The organism is Blautia sp. BIOML-A1, from assembly GCF_009883055.1.
Classification (GTDB): Bacteria; Bacillota; Clostridia; order Lachnospirales; family Lachnospiraceae; genus Blautia_A.
The window spans coordinates 22376-41138 of sequence record NZ_WWVR01000030.1 but is presented as its reverse complement, the minus strand read 5'-3'; the positions used below and the strand labels follow the sequence as shown (position 1 = coordinate 41138).

Sequence of the window (18763 nt, the reverse complement as noted above, 5' to 3'; positions counted from 1 at the left end):
GGTGGAAGTACGGTAACGTATGGAGCTGACTGCTACTAATAGGGTGAGGGCTTGACCAACAAGCATGGTTAAATTGATTCGATTACTTAGTCAACATGTATGTGGTTTTGAAGATACGATAACTATCTTTATAGGGGATTGGTCAAATGGTATGATAGGGGTCTCCAAAACCTTTGGTGGGAGTTCGATTCTCTCATCCCCTGCTATTAAAAAGAACCGAGGACATTTCAGATGTCTTCGGTTCTTTTTTCACGTTCTCTTCTCAGAAATTCTCAATGAATTTGATCACTTTTTCTGTAGTTGTATTCTGATATTTTCCCTTTTTCCATATAACACCAATACGCTGCTCAATAGATGGCATGACCGGGATCCCGACAATATCCGGATGTTTTTCAACAATAGAACGGTACAAAAAAGTTCCCATATGTCCGGATTTTACCATATTGATGAGAGTTGTGATCTGACTGGTGTTCAGAATAATATGAGGATTTACTCCCACTGCTTTAAACTGTCTGGTCAGTGTCATGACCTGTACAGAATCTGTGTTAAAAAGAATCAGCGGCTCATCTGCAAGCATGGTGAGAAGAAGAGTTTTCTGACCTGCCAGAGGATGATCTGGCGCGACACAGAAAAGCAGGTCTTCCGTATCAATAATGCGTGAATTGCATTTATCAATGGAAGGCTGTTCTGCATTGACGATCGCGATATCCAGTTTCTCCTCCAGAACAAGATTACATGCCTTGATAGAACCAAATTCAAAAAGACGAAGATCTACATTTGGAAAACTTTCATTCAGAGACAGATATAATTCAGGCAGATAAATCGTTCCAAGCATGGGAGGGATACCGATTCGTATTGGGGTGACTTTTTTTCTTAATTCGTGAAATTCCGATTCTACCGAGTCTGCATGAGCGAGAAGTTCCTCGGCACTCTTATAAAAAATCTCTCCTTCTGGTGTGAGTGTCAGTTTATTATTATTTCTGAAAAACAGGTTAACGCCGAATTCTTCTTCCAGAGCCTTGATCGCATTGGAAATAGAAGGCTGGGTTACAAAAAGTTCTTTTGCGGCTTTTGTGATATTATGGTATCTGGCGGCTACACAAAAGTATTCTAACTGAGTTAATTTCATTATAAAAGGATCTCCATATTTTATAGTGTGATTTACAAAATTATCATATATAATAGCATGTCGAAATGAGATGTGCAACGAAAAGAAATGGTTATTGATACAAAAAACTCAATAACTTTTTCTTATGGGTGTATATGTTTTAATAAATGTACAATATGGAAAATCCCATATATAATAAACGCATAACAAAGCAGTAATGAAATCGGCCGAGGGATTGCTCAAAGTTACAAAATGAAAAAGTAGGAGGGTGTGGCAATGAGTCCATCAACAATTACGCTGCTGTTTCTCTTGTTCGCGGTAATCATGTTCGTACTTGAAAAGATTCCGCTGGGAGTTACATCCATGATTGTCTGTATCGGTCTTGTAGTGACGGGAGTTCTGGATGTTAAAACAGCTTTTGCAGGATTCATCGACAGTAATGTCATTTTGTTTGTCTCCATGTTCATCGTAGGTGGGGCATTATTTGAAACAGGCATGGCAAACAAGATTGGAGGTATTGTAACAAAATTTGCAAAGACAGAAAGAATGCTGATCATTGCAATTATGGTGATCGTAGGTTTCATGAGTGGTGTGTTATCCAATACAGGTACGGCCGCAGTTCTGATTCCGGTAGTCATCGGTATCGCAGCAAAGTCCGGATACAAAAGATCACGTCTTCTGATGCCGCTGGTATTTGCAGCTGCCATGGGAGGTAACCTTTCTTTGATCGGAGCACCGGGAAATCTGATTGCACAGAGTGCACTTCAGGAAATCGACATGAAGTTCGGATTTTTCGAATATGCAATTGTAGGTTTACCAATTCTGATCGCAGGTATTCTGTTCTATGCGACTATCGGATACCGCCTTCTCCCAAATCATGATGTAAAAGATGAGGGAGCCTTTAACACAGAAAAAGATTTCAGCAACGTTCCAGTATGGAAACAGTGGTTATCTCTGATCATTCTGGTTCTGACACTGCTGGCGATGATCTTTGAAGACAAAATTGGCATTAAATTATGTATTTCCGGTGGAATCGGAGCACTGCTTCTGATCATTACAGGAGTTATTTCCGAGAAAGATGCACTGAAATCCATTGATCTCAAGACAATTTTCCTTTTCGGAGGTACTCTTTCTCTGGCAGCGGCATTGCAGGAAACAGGAGCAGGAGAACTGATCGCAGGAAAAGTGATCGGCGCGCTTGGCGAAAATCCATCTCCATATGTTCTGACTTTTGTAGTATTTATTCTCTGTGCCGTACTGACAAACTTTATGTCAAACACAGCGACAACCGCTCTTATGGTTCCAATCTGTCTGTCTATCGCACAGGGAATGGGAGCTGACCCAAGAGCCGTACTGATGGCATGTGTGATCGGAGGTTCCTGTGCATATGCGACACCGATTGGAATGCCGGCAAATACAATGGTAGTTGGTGCAGGCGGATATAAGTTTATGGACTATGTAAAATCCGGATTCCCGCTTATCATCATCGCAACTGTTGTAAGTATGATCATTCTTCCGATCGCTTTTCCATTCTTCCCGTGAGAATGAGAAACGTGAAAGGAATTTGATGATAAAGAAATTTAAACGCAATTATTAACTTTAAAATTATATCAACCAGGAGGACAAACAAATGGGTAAGAAAGAACAGGTAGAGCAGCTTACCACTTATATGGCAAACTTTGTTTCCTATATTGGTAAAGTGCTGCCGGACGACATCAAAGAAAAGATCAATGAACTTGCAGAGAAAGAGGATAGCCCGCTTTCCAAAGTCATCTATCAGACCATGCAGAAAAACCAGGTTCTTGCAAAAGAACTCAACAGACCGAGCTGCCAGGATACAGGTGTATTACAGTTCTGGGTTAAATGCGGAACAAACTTCCCTCTGATCGGTGAACTGGAAGCTCTTCTCAAAGAAGCAGTTGTCAAAGCTACTTTTGAAGCACCTCTTCGTCACAACAGCGTAGAAACCTTTGATGAGTACAACACAGGTAAGAACGTTGGTAAAGGAACACCTACTGTATTCTGGGACATCGTTCCGGACAGCGACAAATGTGAAATTTACACATACATGGCTGGCGGCGGATGTACTCTTCCGGGAAAAGCTATGGTCCTGATGCCAGGTGAAGGTTATGAAGGTGTAACAAAATTTGTTATGGATGTTATGACATCTTATGGCTTAAATGCCTGCCCGCCACTTCTTGTAGGTGTTGGAGTTGCAACATCTGTAGAGACTGCCGCTCTGCTTTCCAAGAAAGCACTTATGAGACCACTTGGAAGCCACAATGAAAACGAGAGAGCTGCATCTATGGAAAAACTGCTCGAAGACGGTATCAATGCAATTGGCCTTGGACCACAGGGTATGGGTGGTAAATACTCCGTAATGGGTGTTCATATTGAAAACACAGCAAGACATCCATCCACTATCGGAGTAGCTGTAAATGTTGGATGCTGGTCCCACAGACGTGGACACATCATTTTTGATAAAGACCTTAACTACACAATCACAACACATTCGGGGGTGACTTTATAATGCTGGAAATGAAAGATGGAAAGAAAATTCTGACAACACCGATCTCAGCAGAAGATCTGAAAGATATCCATGCAGGAGATATCGTATACTTAAATGGAAGCATGACAACCTGTCGTGACGTTGCACACAGACGTCTTGTTGAAGAAGGCCGCGAACTTCCGGTAAATGTAAGAGATGCAGCTATTTTCCATGCTGGTCCGATCATTCGTCCGCTGGAAGATGACAAGTTCGAAATGGTATCTGTAGGACCGACAACCAGTATGCGTATGGAAAAATTTGAATATGAATTTGTAAGGGAGACAGGCGTTCGTGTCATCATCGGTAAAGGTGGAATGAAAGAAAACACAGAACGTGCATGTAAAGAATTCGGTGCGATCCACTGTGTATTCCCTGCTGGAAACGCTGTTGTAGCAGCCACTGAAGTTGAAGAGATCGTAGATGCTCAGTGGAGAGATCTTGGAATGCCGGAGACACTGTGGCATTGCCGTGTCAAAGAATTCGGACCGCTGATCGTATCCATTGATACAGAAGGACGTAACCTCTTTGAAGAGAATAAAGTTATTTTCAATCAGAGAAAAGACAAAGCAGTAGAAGAAATCTGCAAACATGTAAGTTTTATTAAATAAACCCTGTGAATCAAAAACATACTTAGTAAATCAAAATTTTGCCATAGTAAGGCCATACAGAAGGATTACTGCCATGATCCTTTTGTATGGCTTTCTATAGTATTATAGCGTTCAGTGAAAAGAAAAGTCGTTACAATAGTTGTTTATAACAGATCTCTGACGGCAGGATAACCGTAGGCAGTTTCTGCGCTTCTGACAGCTGCAAGAATCGCTTCTGACATGACATCAGCGGCGAGTGTGCCGACCATATCACAGTCTGCGGATACATTTCCGACAGAAAGAGCGTAGATACTGTCGCCGTCCGCAGAGGTGTGTACCGGACGGATGGAACGGGCATAACCATTGTGTGCCATCGAGGCAATCTTGCAGAGACGGCTCTTGTCAAACTGTGCATTGGTGATGATGGCACCGATCGTGGTATTTCCGGTAAATTTGTTTTCATGGACTTCAAAGGACTGATAGAGAAGTTTTGATGAATCTGCAAAAGATTTCCGGTCATCACAGAGCATGCCTGCGACGATCTGTCCGTTATGATAGTCACAGATATCGCCAAGGGCATTTACAACGACGATGGCACCGACCTTCAGTTCACCAATCTGCAGCGCATAGCTTCCGATGCCGGATTTCATGCAGAAATCCATTCCTCTGAATTTGCCGACAGTTGCTCCGGTACCTGCCCCGAAATTTCCGTCCTGATAATTGTTGAGATAGGCATTCTCACAGGCCTTATATCCCATTGCCTGATCCGGACGGCAGTGAGGATCAGCTACAGTCAGGTCAAAAATATCCGACTGACAGACAAGCGGTACTCTGGTCACACCGACATCAAAACCAATCCCTTTTTCTTCCAGAAACTGCATGACTCCACCGGCTGCATCCAGACCGAAGGCACTGCCTCCACCAAGAAGTACGGCATGGATTTCCTGGGCACTGGCAAGAGGCTTGAGAAGTTCACTCTCTCTTGAAGCAGGACCGCCGCCGCGTACATCCAGTCCGGCACACATTTCGTTTTCACTTAAGATAACGGTGCAGCCTGTCCCACCAGTGATATTCTGCGCATTTCCAATCCGGATTTCTGAAAAATCTTTTATACTGATAACTTGCATGACAATCCTCCATGATCTGTAAAATAGAATCTGAATCTGGTTTATATTTTAGCACAGATCAGTCAAAATATGGATGCCAAAAAAATTTCACAGTATAAAAAATTTTGTAATATTAAATTGCAAGAATAAGAAAGTATAGTATAATGGAAATAATGTATCGAAGGAGTTTCTGTGATGAGTTACCCGAAAGATATGATAAGGCAGAAATTGGGGGAGAGGGAAGTTATGGATTATCAGCAGCTTATTACATTTATGATGGAAATGGTCGGGACGGTCGCCTTTGCGGCATCTGGTGCAATGGTTGCGGTGGACCGGGCGATGGATATTTTTGGGGTGATCGTGCTTGGTGTTACAACAGCAGTCGGAGGAGGTGCTGTCCGTGATGTGATCCTCGGAATCGTGCCGCCGGCCATGTTCCAGCATCCGGTCTATACGATCGTGGCAATGATCACATCCTGTATTGTTTTTACGATCCTGTATCTTAAGAAGGAGCTTCTGCAGGGGCATAACAGAGAAACCTATGACAAGGTTATGCTGGTCATGGACTCGATCGGACTTGGGATTTTTACAGTTGTAGGGGTGAACACAGGAATTTCTCATGGCTACATGGAATATACGTTCCTTCTGGTGTTCCTTGGTACCGTCACAGGAGTCGGGGGAGGGCTTCTTCGCGATGTTATGGCAGGTGTCCCGCCATATATTCTGGTGCGTCACATCTATGCCTGTGCCTCGATCGTCGGTGCAATCGTCTGCGTTATCCTGTACCGGCACTCCGGTGCGGTGGCAGCAATGGTGGGAGCTTCTGCAGTGGTGGTTCTGATCCGTTATCTGGCAGCACATTACCGCTGGAACCTTCCGAAGCTTACAAGAGAAGAATAGAAAACAGGTAACTGTTCAGTACCCTCACAGTTACGAGTCAAAATGCATTCCAAATCACCTTCGGTGATGGCATTTTGCCTTATATGTCTCGGGATTTTGGCAAAAAACATGCCAAAACGCCTCGCGGGATACTACCTTCTGAATAGTTACGAAAACAGACAAAAAAACAGCTCTTCTACACAGAAAAAGAAGAGCTGTTTTTTTGAGGAAAATCAATAAATCTATTGATACGGCCAGGGGAAGTTTATTCCAGTGGCTGAGTATCCTGAAGTGCTTCAAATCCTTCTTCACCGGTACGGATCTTGACAACATTTTCGATGTCGTATACGAAGACTTTACCATCACCGTACTGACCGGTATGAAGAGTTTTCTTGGCTGTTTCGATAACGGTTCTTACCGGAACAAGACTGACTACGATTTCAATTTTGATCTTCGGCAGAAGGTTCATATCCATCTCGACACCACGGTAGTAGGAACGTGAACCCTTCTGTACACCGCATCCCATAACGTTTGTGATCGTGATACCGGTGACACCGATCTCATTCATTGCATGCATAAATTCTTCCAGCTTGCTCTGACGGGTAATGATGACAACCTTTGTCAGTTTATGTACACCTTCCTTCGGGAGCTCTGGAACAGTAGCTGCAACCTCGGCAGGAGCAACATTTGCAGAAGTATTTGCAGAAGGAGCGGTTTTTGCAACACCCATAGGAGCAGGTACAGTCATTGTGTCATGTACAACAAATCCGTCATAGGCACTTGTAAGACCATGTTCTTTGGAGTCCAGACCTTCGATCTCTTCCTCTGCAGTTACACGAAGACCAACTGTATGTTTGATCACCTGGAAGATAATTGTCATAGTAACAGCAACCCATGCGATGGTGATGATCATGCCGATAAACTGTACGCCAAATCCGTGGAAGCCGCCGCCGGCCAGAAGACCTTTCCAGTCTGTACCTGTTCCGTCAGAGAAAAGACCAACAGCGAGAGTACCAAAAGCACCGTTTAAACCATGAACACCAACGGCACCGACCGGGTCATCGACCTTGAGAACTTTGTCAATAAATTCAATACCAAATACAACAATGAAGCCTGCAATAATACCAATGATGGCTGAGGATGCAGGAGAAACGGTATCACATCCTGCTGTGATGGCAACCAGACCTGCAAGAGATCCGTTGAGGGACATGGAAACATCAGGTTTTTTGTATCTCACCCATGTGATGATAAGTACAGTTACTGTTGCAACAGCAGCAGCAAGGTTTGTAGTCACAAAAATTTTACCTGCAGTTACGATGGCATCCCCTTCCATGCTGACAGTGGAAGCACCGTTAAATCCGAACCAGCAGAACCAGAGGATAAATACACCTAAGGCACCGACAGTAAGGTTATGTCCCGGAATGGCTTTAGATTTGCCACTCTTTGAATATTTACCGATACGAGGTCCGAGGATGATCGCACCGATAAATGCTGCGACACCGCCGACCATATGTACTGCACAGGAACCTGCAAAATCGTGGAATCCCATCTGGCTGATGAAACCGCCGCCCCAGATCCAGTGACCGGACACAGGATAGACGATCAGGCTGATCAGGAAGCTGTAAATACAATAAGAAGAAAATTTAGTACGTTCTGCCATGGCTCCGGATACGATCGTAGCGGAGGTTGCACAGAATACGGTCTGGAAGATAAGAAATGCCCAGAACGGAACTCCGTCAGGAAGCATAGAAGATCCATAGTTTGCTTCTGAAGCGATTCCTCCGATTCTTCCGAAGAATCCGTTTCCGGCTCCAAACATGATTCCGAATCCGACGATCCAGAAAGTAGGAGTACCGATGCAGAAGTCCATAAGGTTTTTCATGATAATGTTACCGGCATTCTTTGCTCTGGTGAAACCAGTTTCTACCATTGCAAAACCAGCCTGCATAAAGAAAACGAGTGCGGCACCCAAAAGTACCCAGATTGTGTTTACTGATGAATAGTCCATAAAGTTACCTCTCTTTCCCTAAAAAGTTGACTAAGTTAGTATAGTATCAGTATTCAAAAAAGGCACGAGAATGAAATTTCATCATTTTCGCGCCTTTACGAATCAGTATATGTAAAACAGGGGATATCCGTATCGTGTGATTAATGGATGGATGAGGAAATCGATAATGAATTATGAAGGATTCATGTTTTATAAGATATCCCCTGGTTTTACCAGTGTGAAATTGTTATAACTGAATTCCTTTATCTCAGTCAGAGATAGAGAATAACAGTTTTCCATAAGTAGGATATGGAAGAATATCATCCGGGATCAGAGCTTCTGCTGCATCAGCGGAAACACGGACTTTTTCCATATCGTCAAGTACGACACTCTGATAGAGTTTTGCACTCTTGAGCAGATTTTTGTCGACTTCGTATTCAGCCATTGCCGTATCTTCTTTCAGTCTGTCAAGATCCTTGATCATTGCCTCAGAAAGCTCTGTCAGTTTTGTAAGAAGTTTGGCTTCTGTGGATACGGAGATATCTGGAACGACAGACTTCTTAAGGGCAGCAGTCTGAGCAAGTTTTTCCATGTATGTAGTAACTGCCGGAAGAAGATCTTTCTGGATGATCTCAACCAGAGTACCTGCCTCGATATGAAGTGTCTTTACATAGTTCTCAAGCTTGATCTCATAACGGGAATGAAGCTCTGCATGTGTAAAGATATGATGGTCGATGAGAAGCTTTTCATTCTTTTCATCAACGAAATGCGGCAGTGCATCCGGAGTGGATACCAGGTTGTAAAGCCCACGTTTTTCTGCCTCTGCGAGCCATTCATCTGTATAACCATTGCCGTTAAAGATGATACGTTTATGTTCGGAAATGGTCTTTTTGAGCAGTTCATGGACTGCTTTTTCCATTTCATCTGCAGCAACATCTTTGAGTTCATCATAGAACTGTCTTAAGACTTCAGCAACTGCAGTATTGAGAATGATATTCGGATTTGCTACGGAAGAAGATGATCCAAGCATACGGAATTCGAACTTGTTTCCGGTAAATGCAAATGGTGAAGTACGGTTTCTGTCGGTATTGTCTTTCACAAAATGAGGAAGAACCTTTGCACCGATATCCATCTGAACGGCACCATGTCCGACAAAGAATTCATCGTTTTCAATAGCCTTGAGAACCTCTGTAAGTTCATCTCCAAGGAAGATAGAAACGACTGCCGGTGGAGCTTCATTTGCACCAAGACGGTGATCATTTCCGGCACTTGCAACAGAGATACGAAGAAGATCTGCATAATCATCAACTGCTTTGATAACTGCTACAAGGAATACCAGAAACTGTGTGTTTTCGGCAGGTGTTTTGCCTGGATCGAGAAGGTTTACACCTGTGTTTGTGCTCATGGACCAGTTGTTATGTTTACCACTTCCGTTGATTCCTTCGAATGGTTTTTCATGAAGCAGGCATACCATATTGTGTTTGGCAGCTACTTTTTTCATGATTTCCATAGTAAGCTGGTTGTGGTCGACAGCCACGTTTGTTGTATCAAATACAGGAGCCAGTTCGTGCTGAGCAGGAGCAACCTCGTTGTGTTTTGTCTTTGCCGGGATGCCAAGTTTCCAGAGTTCTTCGTCCAGATCATGCATATAGGCAGATACACGAGGCTTCAGAGTTCCGAAGTAATGATCTTCCATTTCCTGTCCCTTTGGAGCCGGAGCACCGATCAGAGTACGTCCGCAGAAGATCAGGTCTTTTCTCTTATTATAGAGGTCTTTGTCCACCAGGAAGTATTCCTGTTCCGGTCCTACAGTAGTATCAATATGTTTTACATCTGTGTTTCCGAGAAGACGAAGAACCTTGAGTGCTTCTTTACTCAGACTGTCCATGGAACGAAGAAGAGGAGTCTTTTTGTCCAGTGCTTCTCCGCTGTAGGAGCAGAATGCAGTTGGAATATAAAGGGTACGATCCTTGATAAATGCCGGTGAAGTAGGATCCCATGCGGTATATCCTCTGGCTTCGAAAGTAGCACGAAGACCGCCTGACGGGAAACTGGATGCATCCGGTTCACCTTTTACAAGTTCTTTGCCGGAGAACTCCATGATCACCTGTCCGTCACCTGTCGGGGAGATGAAGCTGTCATGTTTTTCTGCGGTGAAGTTTGTCATTGGCTGGAACCAGTGAGTATAATGGGTAGCTCCATGATCAAGTGCCCATTCTTTCATGGCAACTGCAACAGAGTTGGCAACATCAAGTTCGAGATGTGTACCGTTCTCAATTGTTTTTTTCAGTGCCTTGTACATGTCTTTCGGTAATTTTTCACGCATGATCTTGTCGTTAAAAACAAGGCTGCCGTAGATTTCAGGAATGCTCTGTGCCATAATAAAATCTCCTTTCAACTCTCCATTAATCTAAATTTTTTCAAATAAAATCTTCAGATAAACAAAAAAGGCGCCTTGGAATTATCATCCAAAGCGCCGTTGCTTATGTGATGTAGTATACACAAAAAAATCAGGATGTCAATAATTTTTTTCGAAAAAAATTCAAATTTTTTGTTTGGACAGATGAATTTATTTGTATGCTTTTTTGAAAGGACAAGGGTTGACAAATCGCTTTCTTCCATTATAATTGCAGTGTAAAAAGTACTTCGGAAAGCATTTGAATATAAGAATTGGAGGAAATTCTGATGGCAGAATTAAAGGAAGCCTGCGGCGTATTCGGAATGTATGATCTGGATGGAGGTAATGTGGTTCCATCCATTTATTATGGACTTACTTCACTTCAGCACCGTGGACAGGAGTCCTGCGGACTTGCAGTTTCCCGCACGGAGGGAGAAAGAGGGAATATCCAGTTCCATAAGGATTTAGGACTGGTAAGTGAGGTCCTTCGCGAGGATACCATCCGTAATATGGAGGGAGATCTCGGCATCGGCCATGTACGATATTCAACAACAGGAGCGTCAGTGGCTGAGAATGCACAGCCTCTTGTATTGTCCTATATAAAGGGAACGCTTGCACTTGCTCATAATGGAAACCTTATCAATACCCCGGAACTGAAATGGGAGCTGATCCAGAATGGTGCGATTTTCCATACGACTACAGATTCAGAAGTAATCGCATTTCATGTAGCAAGAGAGCGTGTACATTCCAAAACTGTAGAGGAAGCAGTACTTAAAACTGCCCGTAAATTAAAGGGTGCCTATGCACTGGTGATCATGAGTCCCCGTAAACTGATCGGTGTGCGTGATCCGCTGGGACTTAAGCCGCTCTGTCTTGGAAAGAGGGGCAATGCTTATGTGCTTGCATCTGAGAGCTGTGCATTGACTTCTGTTGGTGCTGAGTTTGTAAGGGACATTGAACCGGGTGAGATGGTCACGATCTCCAGAAATGGTGTTGAATCCAACAAGGAACTTGCTGGTGGAAAGCATGCCCATTGCGTGTTTGAATATATTTATTTTGCAAGACTGGACAGCGAGATGGATGGAGTAAAGATTTATGATGCGCGTATCCGCGGCGGTAAATCTCTTGCCAGATCCTATCCGGTAGACGCAGATCTTGTCACTGGTGTACCGGAATCCGGAATCCCGGCAGCCAAGGGATTCTCTGAAGAATCCGGTATTCCGTTTGGTTTTGCTTTTTATAAGAACAGTTACATTGGAAGAACCTTCATCAAACCTACCCAGAAGGAAAGAGAATCCAGTGTCCATCTGAAGCTGAGTGTTCTGGAATCAGCAGTAAAAGGTAAGAGGATTGTTCTGGTAGATGACTCTATCGTAAGAGGAACTACGATCGCAAACCTGATCCGTATGCTCAAGAAAGCAGGAGCACTGGAGGTGCATGTACGCATCAGTTCACCACCGTTCCTTCATCCTTGTTATTTCGGAACAGATGTGCCGTCCAACGACCAGCTGATCGCATCCAGTCACAGTACGGAGGAAATCCGTGAGATGATCGGTGCAGATTCCCTCGGATATATGCAGAGCGAATTCCTGGAGGGAATGGCAGGGGGACTTCCTCTGTGCAAGGCATGTTTCGATGGAAATTATCCTCTGGATGTGGAGGCGGAACTTAATAAGAAGATTGACTGTGGCTGCTGATCTTGTGACTTTTTTGCAGAAAGTGCAAAAAAAATCGATTTATGTAAAAATTACATATTTACAAAAAGTCAAAAATAAGATATAGTAATGCACATATTTAAAGTTGTGTCTGACAAAGGCGTCAGAGGCTGATAGGGGAAAGTGCCCTTATCTGCTTCTGGCGCCTTTGATTTTTCAGATATTTTATGTGTAAGGCAGATGGAGGAGGAAATCACAATGTCAGTAAAATATGTTTTTGTTACAGGCGGTGTTGTATCAGGTCTTGGAAAAGGCATCACGGCAGCATCACTTGGAAGACTTTTAAAGGCCCGGGGTTATCAGGTGACCATGCAGAAGTTTGATCCCTATATCAATATTGATCCGGGAACAATGAATCCGATCCAGCATGGAGAAGTTTTTGTAACCGATGACGGTACGGAGACAGACCTGGATCTTGGTCATTATGAGAGATTTATCGATGAAAGTCTGGATAAAAATTCCAACGTGACAACCGGTAAGATATACTGGTCTGTACTTCAGAAAGAGCGTCATGGAGATTTTGGCGGAGGAACCGTACAGGTTATTCCTCATATTACCAATGAGATCAAGAGTCGTTTCTATCGTGCCAAATCTTCATCAGAAGAAAGAATCGCGATCATTGAGGTCGGCGGAACGGTCGGAGATATTGAGAGCCAGCCTTTCCTGGAATCCATCCGTCAGTTCCAGCATGATGTCGGACATGACAATGCGATCCTGATCCATGTTACCCTGATCCCGTATCTGAAGGCTTCCGAAGAAATGAAGACCAAGCCGACACAGGCAAGCGTCAAGGAACTGCAGGGAATGGGAATCCAGCCGGATGTTCTGGTATGCAGAAGCGAGCATCCGCTGACCGATGAGATTAAGAGTAAAATCGCACTGTTCTGCAATGTTCCGGTGAGTCATGTATTACAGAACCTTGATGTTGAATATTTATATGAAGCTCCTCTTGCCATGGAGAGAGAAAAACTGGCCGATGTGGTTCTGGAATCTTTGAGACTGGAGAACCGCAAACCGGATCTTACAGAGTGGATGGAGATGGTCAACGATCTGAGAAACCCGGAAGCCACAGTAAACATTGCCATGGTAGGAAAATACACGCAGCTGCATGACGCTTACTTAAGTGTTGTAGAAGCACTGAAGCATGGTGGCATTTCCTGCAGAGCAAAGGTAGAACTGACCTGGGTAGATTCCGAGGAATTAAATGAGAAAAATCTGGATCAGATGCTTCACAAGGTGGATGGTATCCTGGTTCCGGGAGGATTTGGAAACAGAGGTACCGAAGGAATGATCCTGGCAGCACAGTATGCCCGTGTTCACAAAATCCCGTACCTTGGCATCTGCCTTGGAATGCAGATGGCGATCGTAGAATTTGCCCGTCATGTGCTGGGATATGAGGATGCCAACAGTATAGAACTTGATCCGGCTACGAAACATCCTGTGATCGCACTGATGCCGGATCAGGAGAGTGTTGAAGATCTTGGAGGAACCTTAAGACTTGGAAGTTATCCCTGTGTTCTTGCAGATAATTCCAAAGCACTGGAGCTGTTTGGAAAGAAAGAGATCCAGGAACGTCACAGACATCGCTATGAGGTCAACAACGCATTTCGTGAAGAACTGTCTGCAAAGGGCATGATGATCGCGGGAACTTCCCCTGACGGACATATCGTAGAGATGATCGAAGTCAAAGATCATCCATTTTATGAGGGAACGCAGGGACATCCGGAGTTCAAATCAAGACCGAATCATGCACATCCTTTATTCCGTGGCTTCGTAAAAGCGGCGAAGGAATACGCGAAAGAGAAGGAAAGCAGGAATCAGTTAAATAAAGAATAGAAGTAATATTATGATAGAGAGGACGAAGATTATGCAGGAAGCAATGAGAGAAGATCAAGGTCTGTATCGCCAGGAATTTGAGCATGACAACTGTGGTATCGGTGCAGTTGTCAATATCAAAGGAAAGAAAACACATGAAACTGTTGCAAATGCTCTCAGGATCGTAGAACATCTGGAGCATCGTGCAGGTAAGGATGCGGAAGGCAAGACCGGTGACGGTGTAGGTATCCTTCTGCAGATTTCCCATAAATTTTTCAAAAAAGCCTGTAAGAAAGAGGGCTTCGATATCGGTGAGGAAAGAGAATATGGTATCGCACAGTTTTTCTTCCCGCAGCATGAGATCAAACGTGCCCAGGCCAAAAAGATGTTTGAGATCATTGTGGAAAAAGAAGGACTGGAGCTTCTTGGCTGGAGAACCGTTCCTGTGATCCCGGAGGTTCTCGGACACAAAGCAAAAGAGTGTATGCCATGCATCATGCAGGCATTTATCAAAAAACCGGAGGAAGTAGAAAAAGGACTTCCATTTGACCGTATGCTCTATATTGCCCGCCGTGAGTTTGAACAGAGTAATGATAATACCTACGTGGTTTCCATGAGCAGCCGTACCATTGTCTATAAAGGTATGTTCCTGGTAGGTCAGCTCCGTACCTTCTTTGCTGATCTTCAGAATCCGGAGTATGAATCTGCGATTGCGATGGTACATTCCAGATTCAGTACCAATACCAATCCAAGCTGGGAGAGAGCACATCCGAACCGTTTTATCGTACACAACGGTGAGATCAATACTATTCGTGGAAATGCTGACAAGATGCTTGCCAGAGAGGAAAATATGGAATCTCCGTACCTCAAAGGACAGCTTCACAAAGTCCTTCCGGTTGTAAACCGCAATGGTTCCGACTCGGCAATGCTTGACAATACCCTGGAATTCCTTGTTATGAGTGGTATGGAGCTTCCGCTTGCAGTCATGATCACTATTCCGGAGCCGTGGGCGTACAACGATACAATTTCTCAGGAGAAGAGAGATTTTTATCAGTATTATGCAACCATGATGGAGCCATGGGACGGACCGGCATCCATTCTGTTTTCGGATGGAGATGTGATGGGAGCAGTGCTTGACCGTAACGGTCTTCGTCCATCCAGATATTACATCACTTCCGATGGCTATATGATCCTTTCTTCAGAAGTTGGTGTTATGCCGGTTCCGGAGGAAAAAATTGTTCTCAAAGAGCGTCTGCATCCGGGAAAAATGCTCCTGGTGGATACCGTTCAGGGGAAAGTTATCGATGATGATGAACTGAAAGAAAAATATGCCAAAATGCAGCCGTATGGTGAGTGGCTGAACAGCAATCTCGTACAGCTTAAAGATATCAAGATCCCGAATATCCGTATGGAGGAATACACACCGGAGCACAGAGCACGTCTTCAGAAGGCATTTGGATATACTTACGAACAGTATCGTACCTCTATCCGCAACATGGCACTGAACGGGGCAGAGAGCATCGGAGCCATGGGAGTGGATACACCGCTGGCAGTGCTTTCCAAACAGCATCGCCCGCTGTTTGATTACTTTAAACAGCTGTTTGCCCAGGTAACAAACCCGCCGATCGATGCGATCCGTGAGGAGATTGTAACTTCCACAAGTGTTTATGCAGGTAAAGACGGAAATCTTCTGGTGCAGCAGCCGGAAAACTGCCATTTACTCAAGATCCTTCATCCGATCCTCACAAACACAGATATGCTGAAGATCAAAAACATGAATGCCGACGGATTTAAGGTTGCCGTTGTCTCAACTCTCTATTATAAGAGTACAAAACTCGAGAGAGCGATCGACCGTCTCTTCGTAGAGGTTGACAAGGCGTTCCGTGACGGTGCAAATATCCTTGTGCTTTCCGATCGTGGTGTAGATGAGAATCATATGCCGATCCCGTCTCTTCTGGCAGTGTCCTCAGTACATCAGCATCTCGTAAAGACCAAAAAGAGTACTTCACTGGCACTGATCGTAGAGTCCGGAGAGCCAAGAGAAGTTCATCATTTTGCAACTCTGCTCGGTTATGGTGCAAGTGCGATCAACCCATATCTTGCACTGGAGACGATCCGTGAACTGATCGACAACCATATGCTGGATAAAGATTACTATGCAGCAGTAGAAGACTATAACCATGCAGTCTTAAGCGGTATCGTCAAGATCGCATCCAAAATGGGTATCTCTACGATCCAGTCTTATCAGGGATCTCAGATCTTTGAGACAATTGGTATCTCTCAGGAAGTAATCGACAAATACTTTACCGGAACAGTAAGCCGTGTGGGTGGAATCACTCTGGAAGATATCGAAGATAACGTGGAGAAACTCCACTCAGAGGCATTTGACCCGCTTGGCTTAAATACAGATCTGACCCTTGACAGTGTCGGTGCACACAAGATGAGAAGTCAGGGAGAGGAGCATAAATACAATCCACAGACCATCCATCTGCTTCAGGAATCTACCTGGACGGGCAGTTATGACCTGTTCAAACAGTATACTGCACTGGTAGATGAGGAAAGCCACGGGGCACTTCGTGGACTGATGGAATTTAATTATCCGGAAAAAGGAATCCCGATCGAGGAAGTAGAGAGCGTCGATGAGATTGTAAAACGTTTCAAGACAGGTGCGATGTCCTACGGCTCCATCTCTCAGGAAGCACATGAAACACTTGCAATCGCGATGAACCATCTCCATGGAAAATCCAATACAGGTGAAGGTGGAGAGAGTGATGAGCGTATTGCTTCCGCAGGAAGCCAGAATGACCGCTGCTCCGCGATCAAACAGGTAGCCAGCGGACGATTCGGTGTTACCAGCAGTTATCTGGTATCAGCAAGAGAAATCCAGATCAAAATGGCACAGGGTGCGAAACCAGGTGAGGGCGGACATCTTCCGGCAAAGAAGGTTTATCCTTGGATCGCAAAGACACGTCATTCCACTCCTGGTGTAAGTCTGATCTCCCCGCCGCCTCATCACGATATCTATTCCATCGAGGATCTGGCACAGCTGATCTATGACCTTAAGAATTCAAACGTTTACGCAGATATTTCTGTAAAACTTGTATCAGAGGCAGGTGTAGGTACTGTTGCAGCCGGTGTTGCCAAGGCAGGAGCGCAGACTGTCCTGATCTCAGGCTATGACGGTGGTACCGGTGCAGCTCCGAGAAGCTCCATCCACAATGCAGGACTTCCGTGGGAGCTTGGTCTTGCAGAGACACATCAGACCCTGATCATGAACGGACTGCGTAACCGTGTCCGTATTGAGACAGATGGTAAGCTGATGAGCGGCCGTGACGTTGCAATTGCAGCACTTCTTGGTGCGGAGGAATTTGGCTTTGCGACAGCACCGCTTGTAACCATGGGCTGTGTCATGATGCGTGTCTGCAACCTGGATACCTGTCCGGTAGGTGTGGCAACACAGAATCCGGAGCTTCGCAAACGCTTCCGCGGAAAACCGGAATACGTTGAAAACTTCATGAAGTTTATTGCTCAGGAACTGAGAGAATACATGGCACGTCTTGGCGTACATACAGTGGATGAAATGGTAGGACGTACAGACCTGTTAAGACAGTCCAAAGAAGCCTCCGAGGCAGAGCCGCACAGAGGCAAGATCGATTTGAGCGCGATCCTGAACAATCCATATGCCGGAAACGGACAGAAGGTGACCTTTGATCCAAAAGCAGTCTATAATTTTGAACTGGAAAAGACACTGGATGAAAAAGTCCTTCTTAAGAAATGCGGCAAAGCGATCGCAAAGGGCGAACACATCGAACTGGATGTTGATGTGACAAATACAGACCGTACCTTTGGTACGATCCTCGGTGCAGAGATCACCAGACAGACCGGAAAGGGACTCCCGGATGATACGATCGTGATCAACTGTCATGGAGCTGGCGGACAGAGCTTCGGTGCCTTTATTCCAAAAGGTCTCACTCTGAATCTTACCGGTGACAGCAACGACTACTTCGGAAAGGGCCTCTCCGGCGGTAAACTGATCGTCAAGGTTCCGGAGAAAGCTGCCTATAAACCAGAAGACAATATCATCATCGGTAACGTTGCACTCTATGGTGCTACCAGCGGATACGCATTTATCAATGGTGTTGCAGGAGAACGTTTTGCAGTTCGAAACTCAGGCGCCAGTGCAGTAGTAGAAGGTGTAGGCGAGCATGGCTGTGAATATATGACAGGCGGACGTGTCGTAGTACTTGGACGTACCGGCAAGAACTTTGCAGCAGGTATGAGTGGTGGTATCGCCTATGTCCTTGACATTGAAAACAAACTTTACAAAAATATCAACAAATCTATGATCTCTATTGAGAAAGTAGAGAATAAATATGATGAAAAAGAACTTCGTGATTTGATCGAAGCCCATGTTGCGGCAACAGGTTCCAGACGGGGTGCAGAAGTGCTTGCTGATTTTGATGCTTACCTGCCGCACTTTAAGAAACTGATTCCGAACGAATACAAAAAGATGCTTACTCTCAGTGCCAAACTGGAAGAAAAAGGACTGACAAGTGAACAGGCACAGATGGAAGCATTTTATGAAAGCATCGGAGCAAAGCATTAAGGAGGATGAGGAAA

At 44.6% G+C, this 18763-nt stretch carries 11 protein-coding genes and 1 tRNA gene; 8 read left to right on the top strand and 4 right to left on the bottom strand.

The annotated features are described in order from the left end of the window. Positions 1 to 132: 132 nt before the first annotated feature. A tRNA-Trp gene (locus GT674_RS12725) sits at positions 133 to 203 on the top strand. Positions 204 to 262: 59 nt separating this feature from the next. On the opposite strand, the gene GT674_RS12720 is transcribed toward GT674_RS12725, so the two are convergent. Beyond that, on the bottom strand, positions 263 to 1129 hold the full coding sequence (locus GT674_RS12720; RefSeq protein ID WP_161286050.1) for a LysR family transcriptional regulator: 867 nt from the start codon (positions 1127 to 1129) through the stop codon (positions 263 to 265). Between the two features lie 255 nt (positions 1130 to 1384). Between GT674_RS12720 and GT674_RS12715 the strand changes: the two genes are divergently transcribed. The 3 genes from GT674_RS12715 to ttdB all read left to right on the top strand — a co-directional run bounded on the left by GT674_RS12715 (position 1385) and on the right by ttdB (position 4264). Beyond that, a complete protein-coding gene (locus GT674_RS12715; RefSeq protein ID WP_161286049.1) occupies positions 1385 to 2650 on the top strand; it encodes an SLC13 family permease in 1266 nt (421 codons plus the stop codon). 88 nt (positions 2651 to 2738) lie between these two features. Further along, complete coding sequence (gene ttdA, locus GT674_RS12710) at positions 2739 to 3638, top strand: L(+)-tartrate dehydratase subunit alpha (protein ID WP_161286048.1); 900 nt, start codon at positions 2739 to 2741, stop codon at positions 3636 to 3638. Continuing rightward, entirely contained in the window at positions 3638 to 4264 is a 627-nt protein-coding gene (gene ttdB / locus GT674_RS12705) for a L(+)-tartrate dehydratase subunit beta (protein WP_161286047.1), read from the top strand. The genes ttdA and ttdB overlap by 1 nt, the downstream gene beginning before the upstream one ends. Positions 4265 to 4407: 143 nt before the next feature. Here ttdB and GT674_RS12700 read toward each other — a convergent pair whose 3' ends face one another. After that, positions 4408 to 5370, bottom strand: coding sequence for a P1 family peptidase (locus GT674_RS12700; protein ID WP_161286046.1), 963 nt, complete (start codon positions 5368 to 5370; stop codon positions 4408 to 4410). A 225-nt stretch (positions 5371 to 5595) separates the two neighbouring features. Here GT674_RS12700 and GT674_RS12695 point away from each other — a divergent pair, with 225 nt between their 5' ends. Next, positions 5596 to 6249, top strand: coding sequence for a trimeric intracellular cation channel family protein (locus GT674_RS12695; protein WP_161286051.1), 654 nt, complete (start codon positions 5596 to 5598; stop codon positions 6247 to 6249). Positions 6250 to 6493: 244 nt separating this feature from the next. Here GT674_RS12695 and GT674_RS12690 read toward each other — a convergent pair whose 3' ends face one another. Together GT674_RS12690 and GT674_RS12685 are read right to left on the bottom strand one after the other, a co-directional pair. Then, the gene (locus tag GT674_RS12690) at positions 6494 to 8236 is read right to left on the bottom strand and encodes an ammonium transporter (protein WP_161286045.1); all 1743 of its coding nucleotides are present in this window, start codon (positions 8234 to 8236) and stop codon (positions 6494 to 6496) included. A 247-nt stretch (positions 8237 to 8483) separates the two neighbouring features. Next, positions 8484 to 10595 (bottom strand): glutamine synthetase III family protein, encoded by a 2112-nt coding sequence (locus GT674_RS12685; protein WP_161286044.1) that lies wholly within the window; start codon positions 10593 to 10595, stop codon positions 8484 to 8486. 305 nt (positions 10596 to 10900) lie between these two features. Between GT674_RS12685 and purF the strand changes: the two genes are divergently transcribed. From purF to gltB, 3 genes are all read left to right on the top strand, one after another. Further along, positions 10901 to 12310 carry an amidophosphoribosyltransferase gene (gene purF / locus GT674_RS12680; RefSeq protein ID WP_161286043.1) on the top strand — a complete coding sequence of 470 codons (1410 nt, stop codon included), beginning with the start codon at positions 10901 to 10903 and terminating at the stop codon, positions 12308 to 12310. A 216-nt stretch (positions 12311 to 12526) separates the two neighbouring features. Then, a complete protein-coding gene (locus tag GT674_RS12675) occupies positions 12527 to 14164 on the top strand; it encodes a CTP synthase (protein ID WP_161286042.1) in 1638 nt (545 codons plus the stop codon). A gap of 31 nt (positions 14165 to 14195) precedes the next feature. Next, on the top strand, positions 14196 to 18749 hold the full coding sequence (gene gltB, locus GT674_RS12670; protein WP_161286041.1) for a glutamate synthase large subunit: 4554 nt from the start codon (positions 14196 to 14198) through the stop codon (positions 18747 to 18749). Positions 18750 to 18763 lie beyond the last annotated feature (14 nt).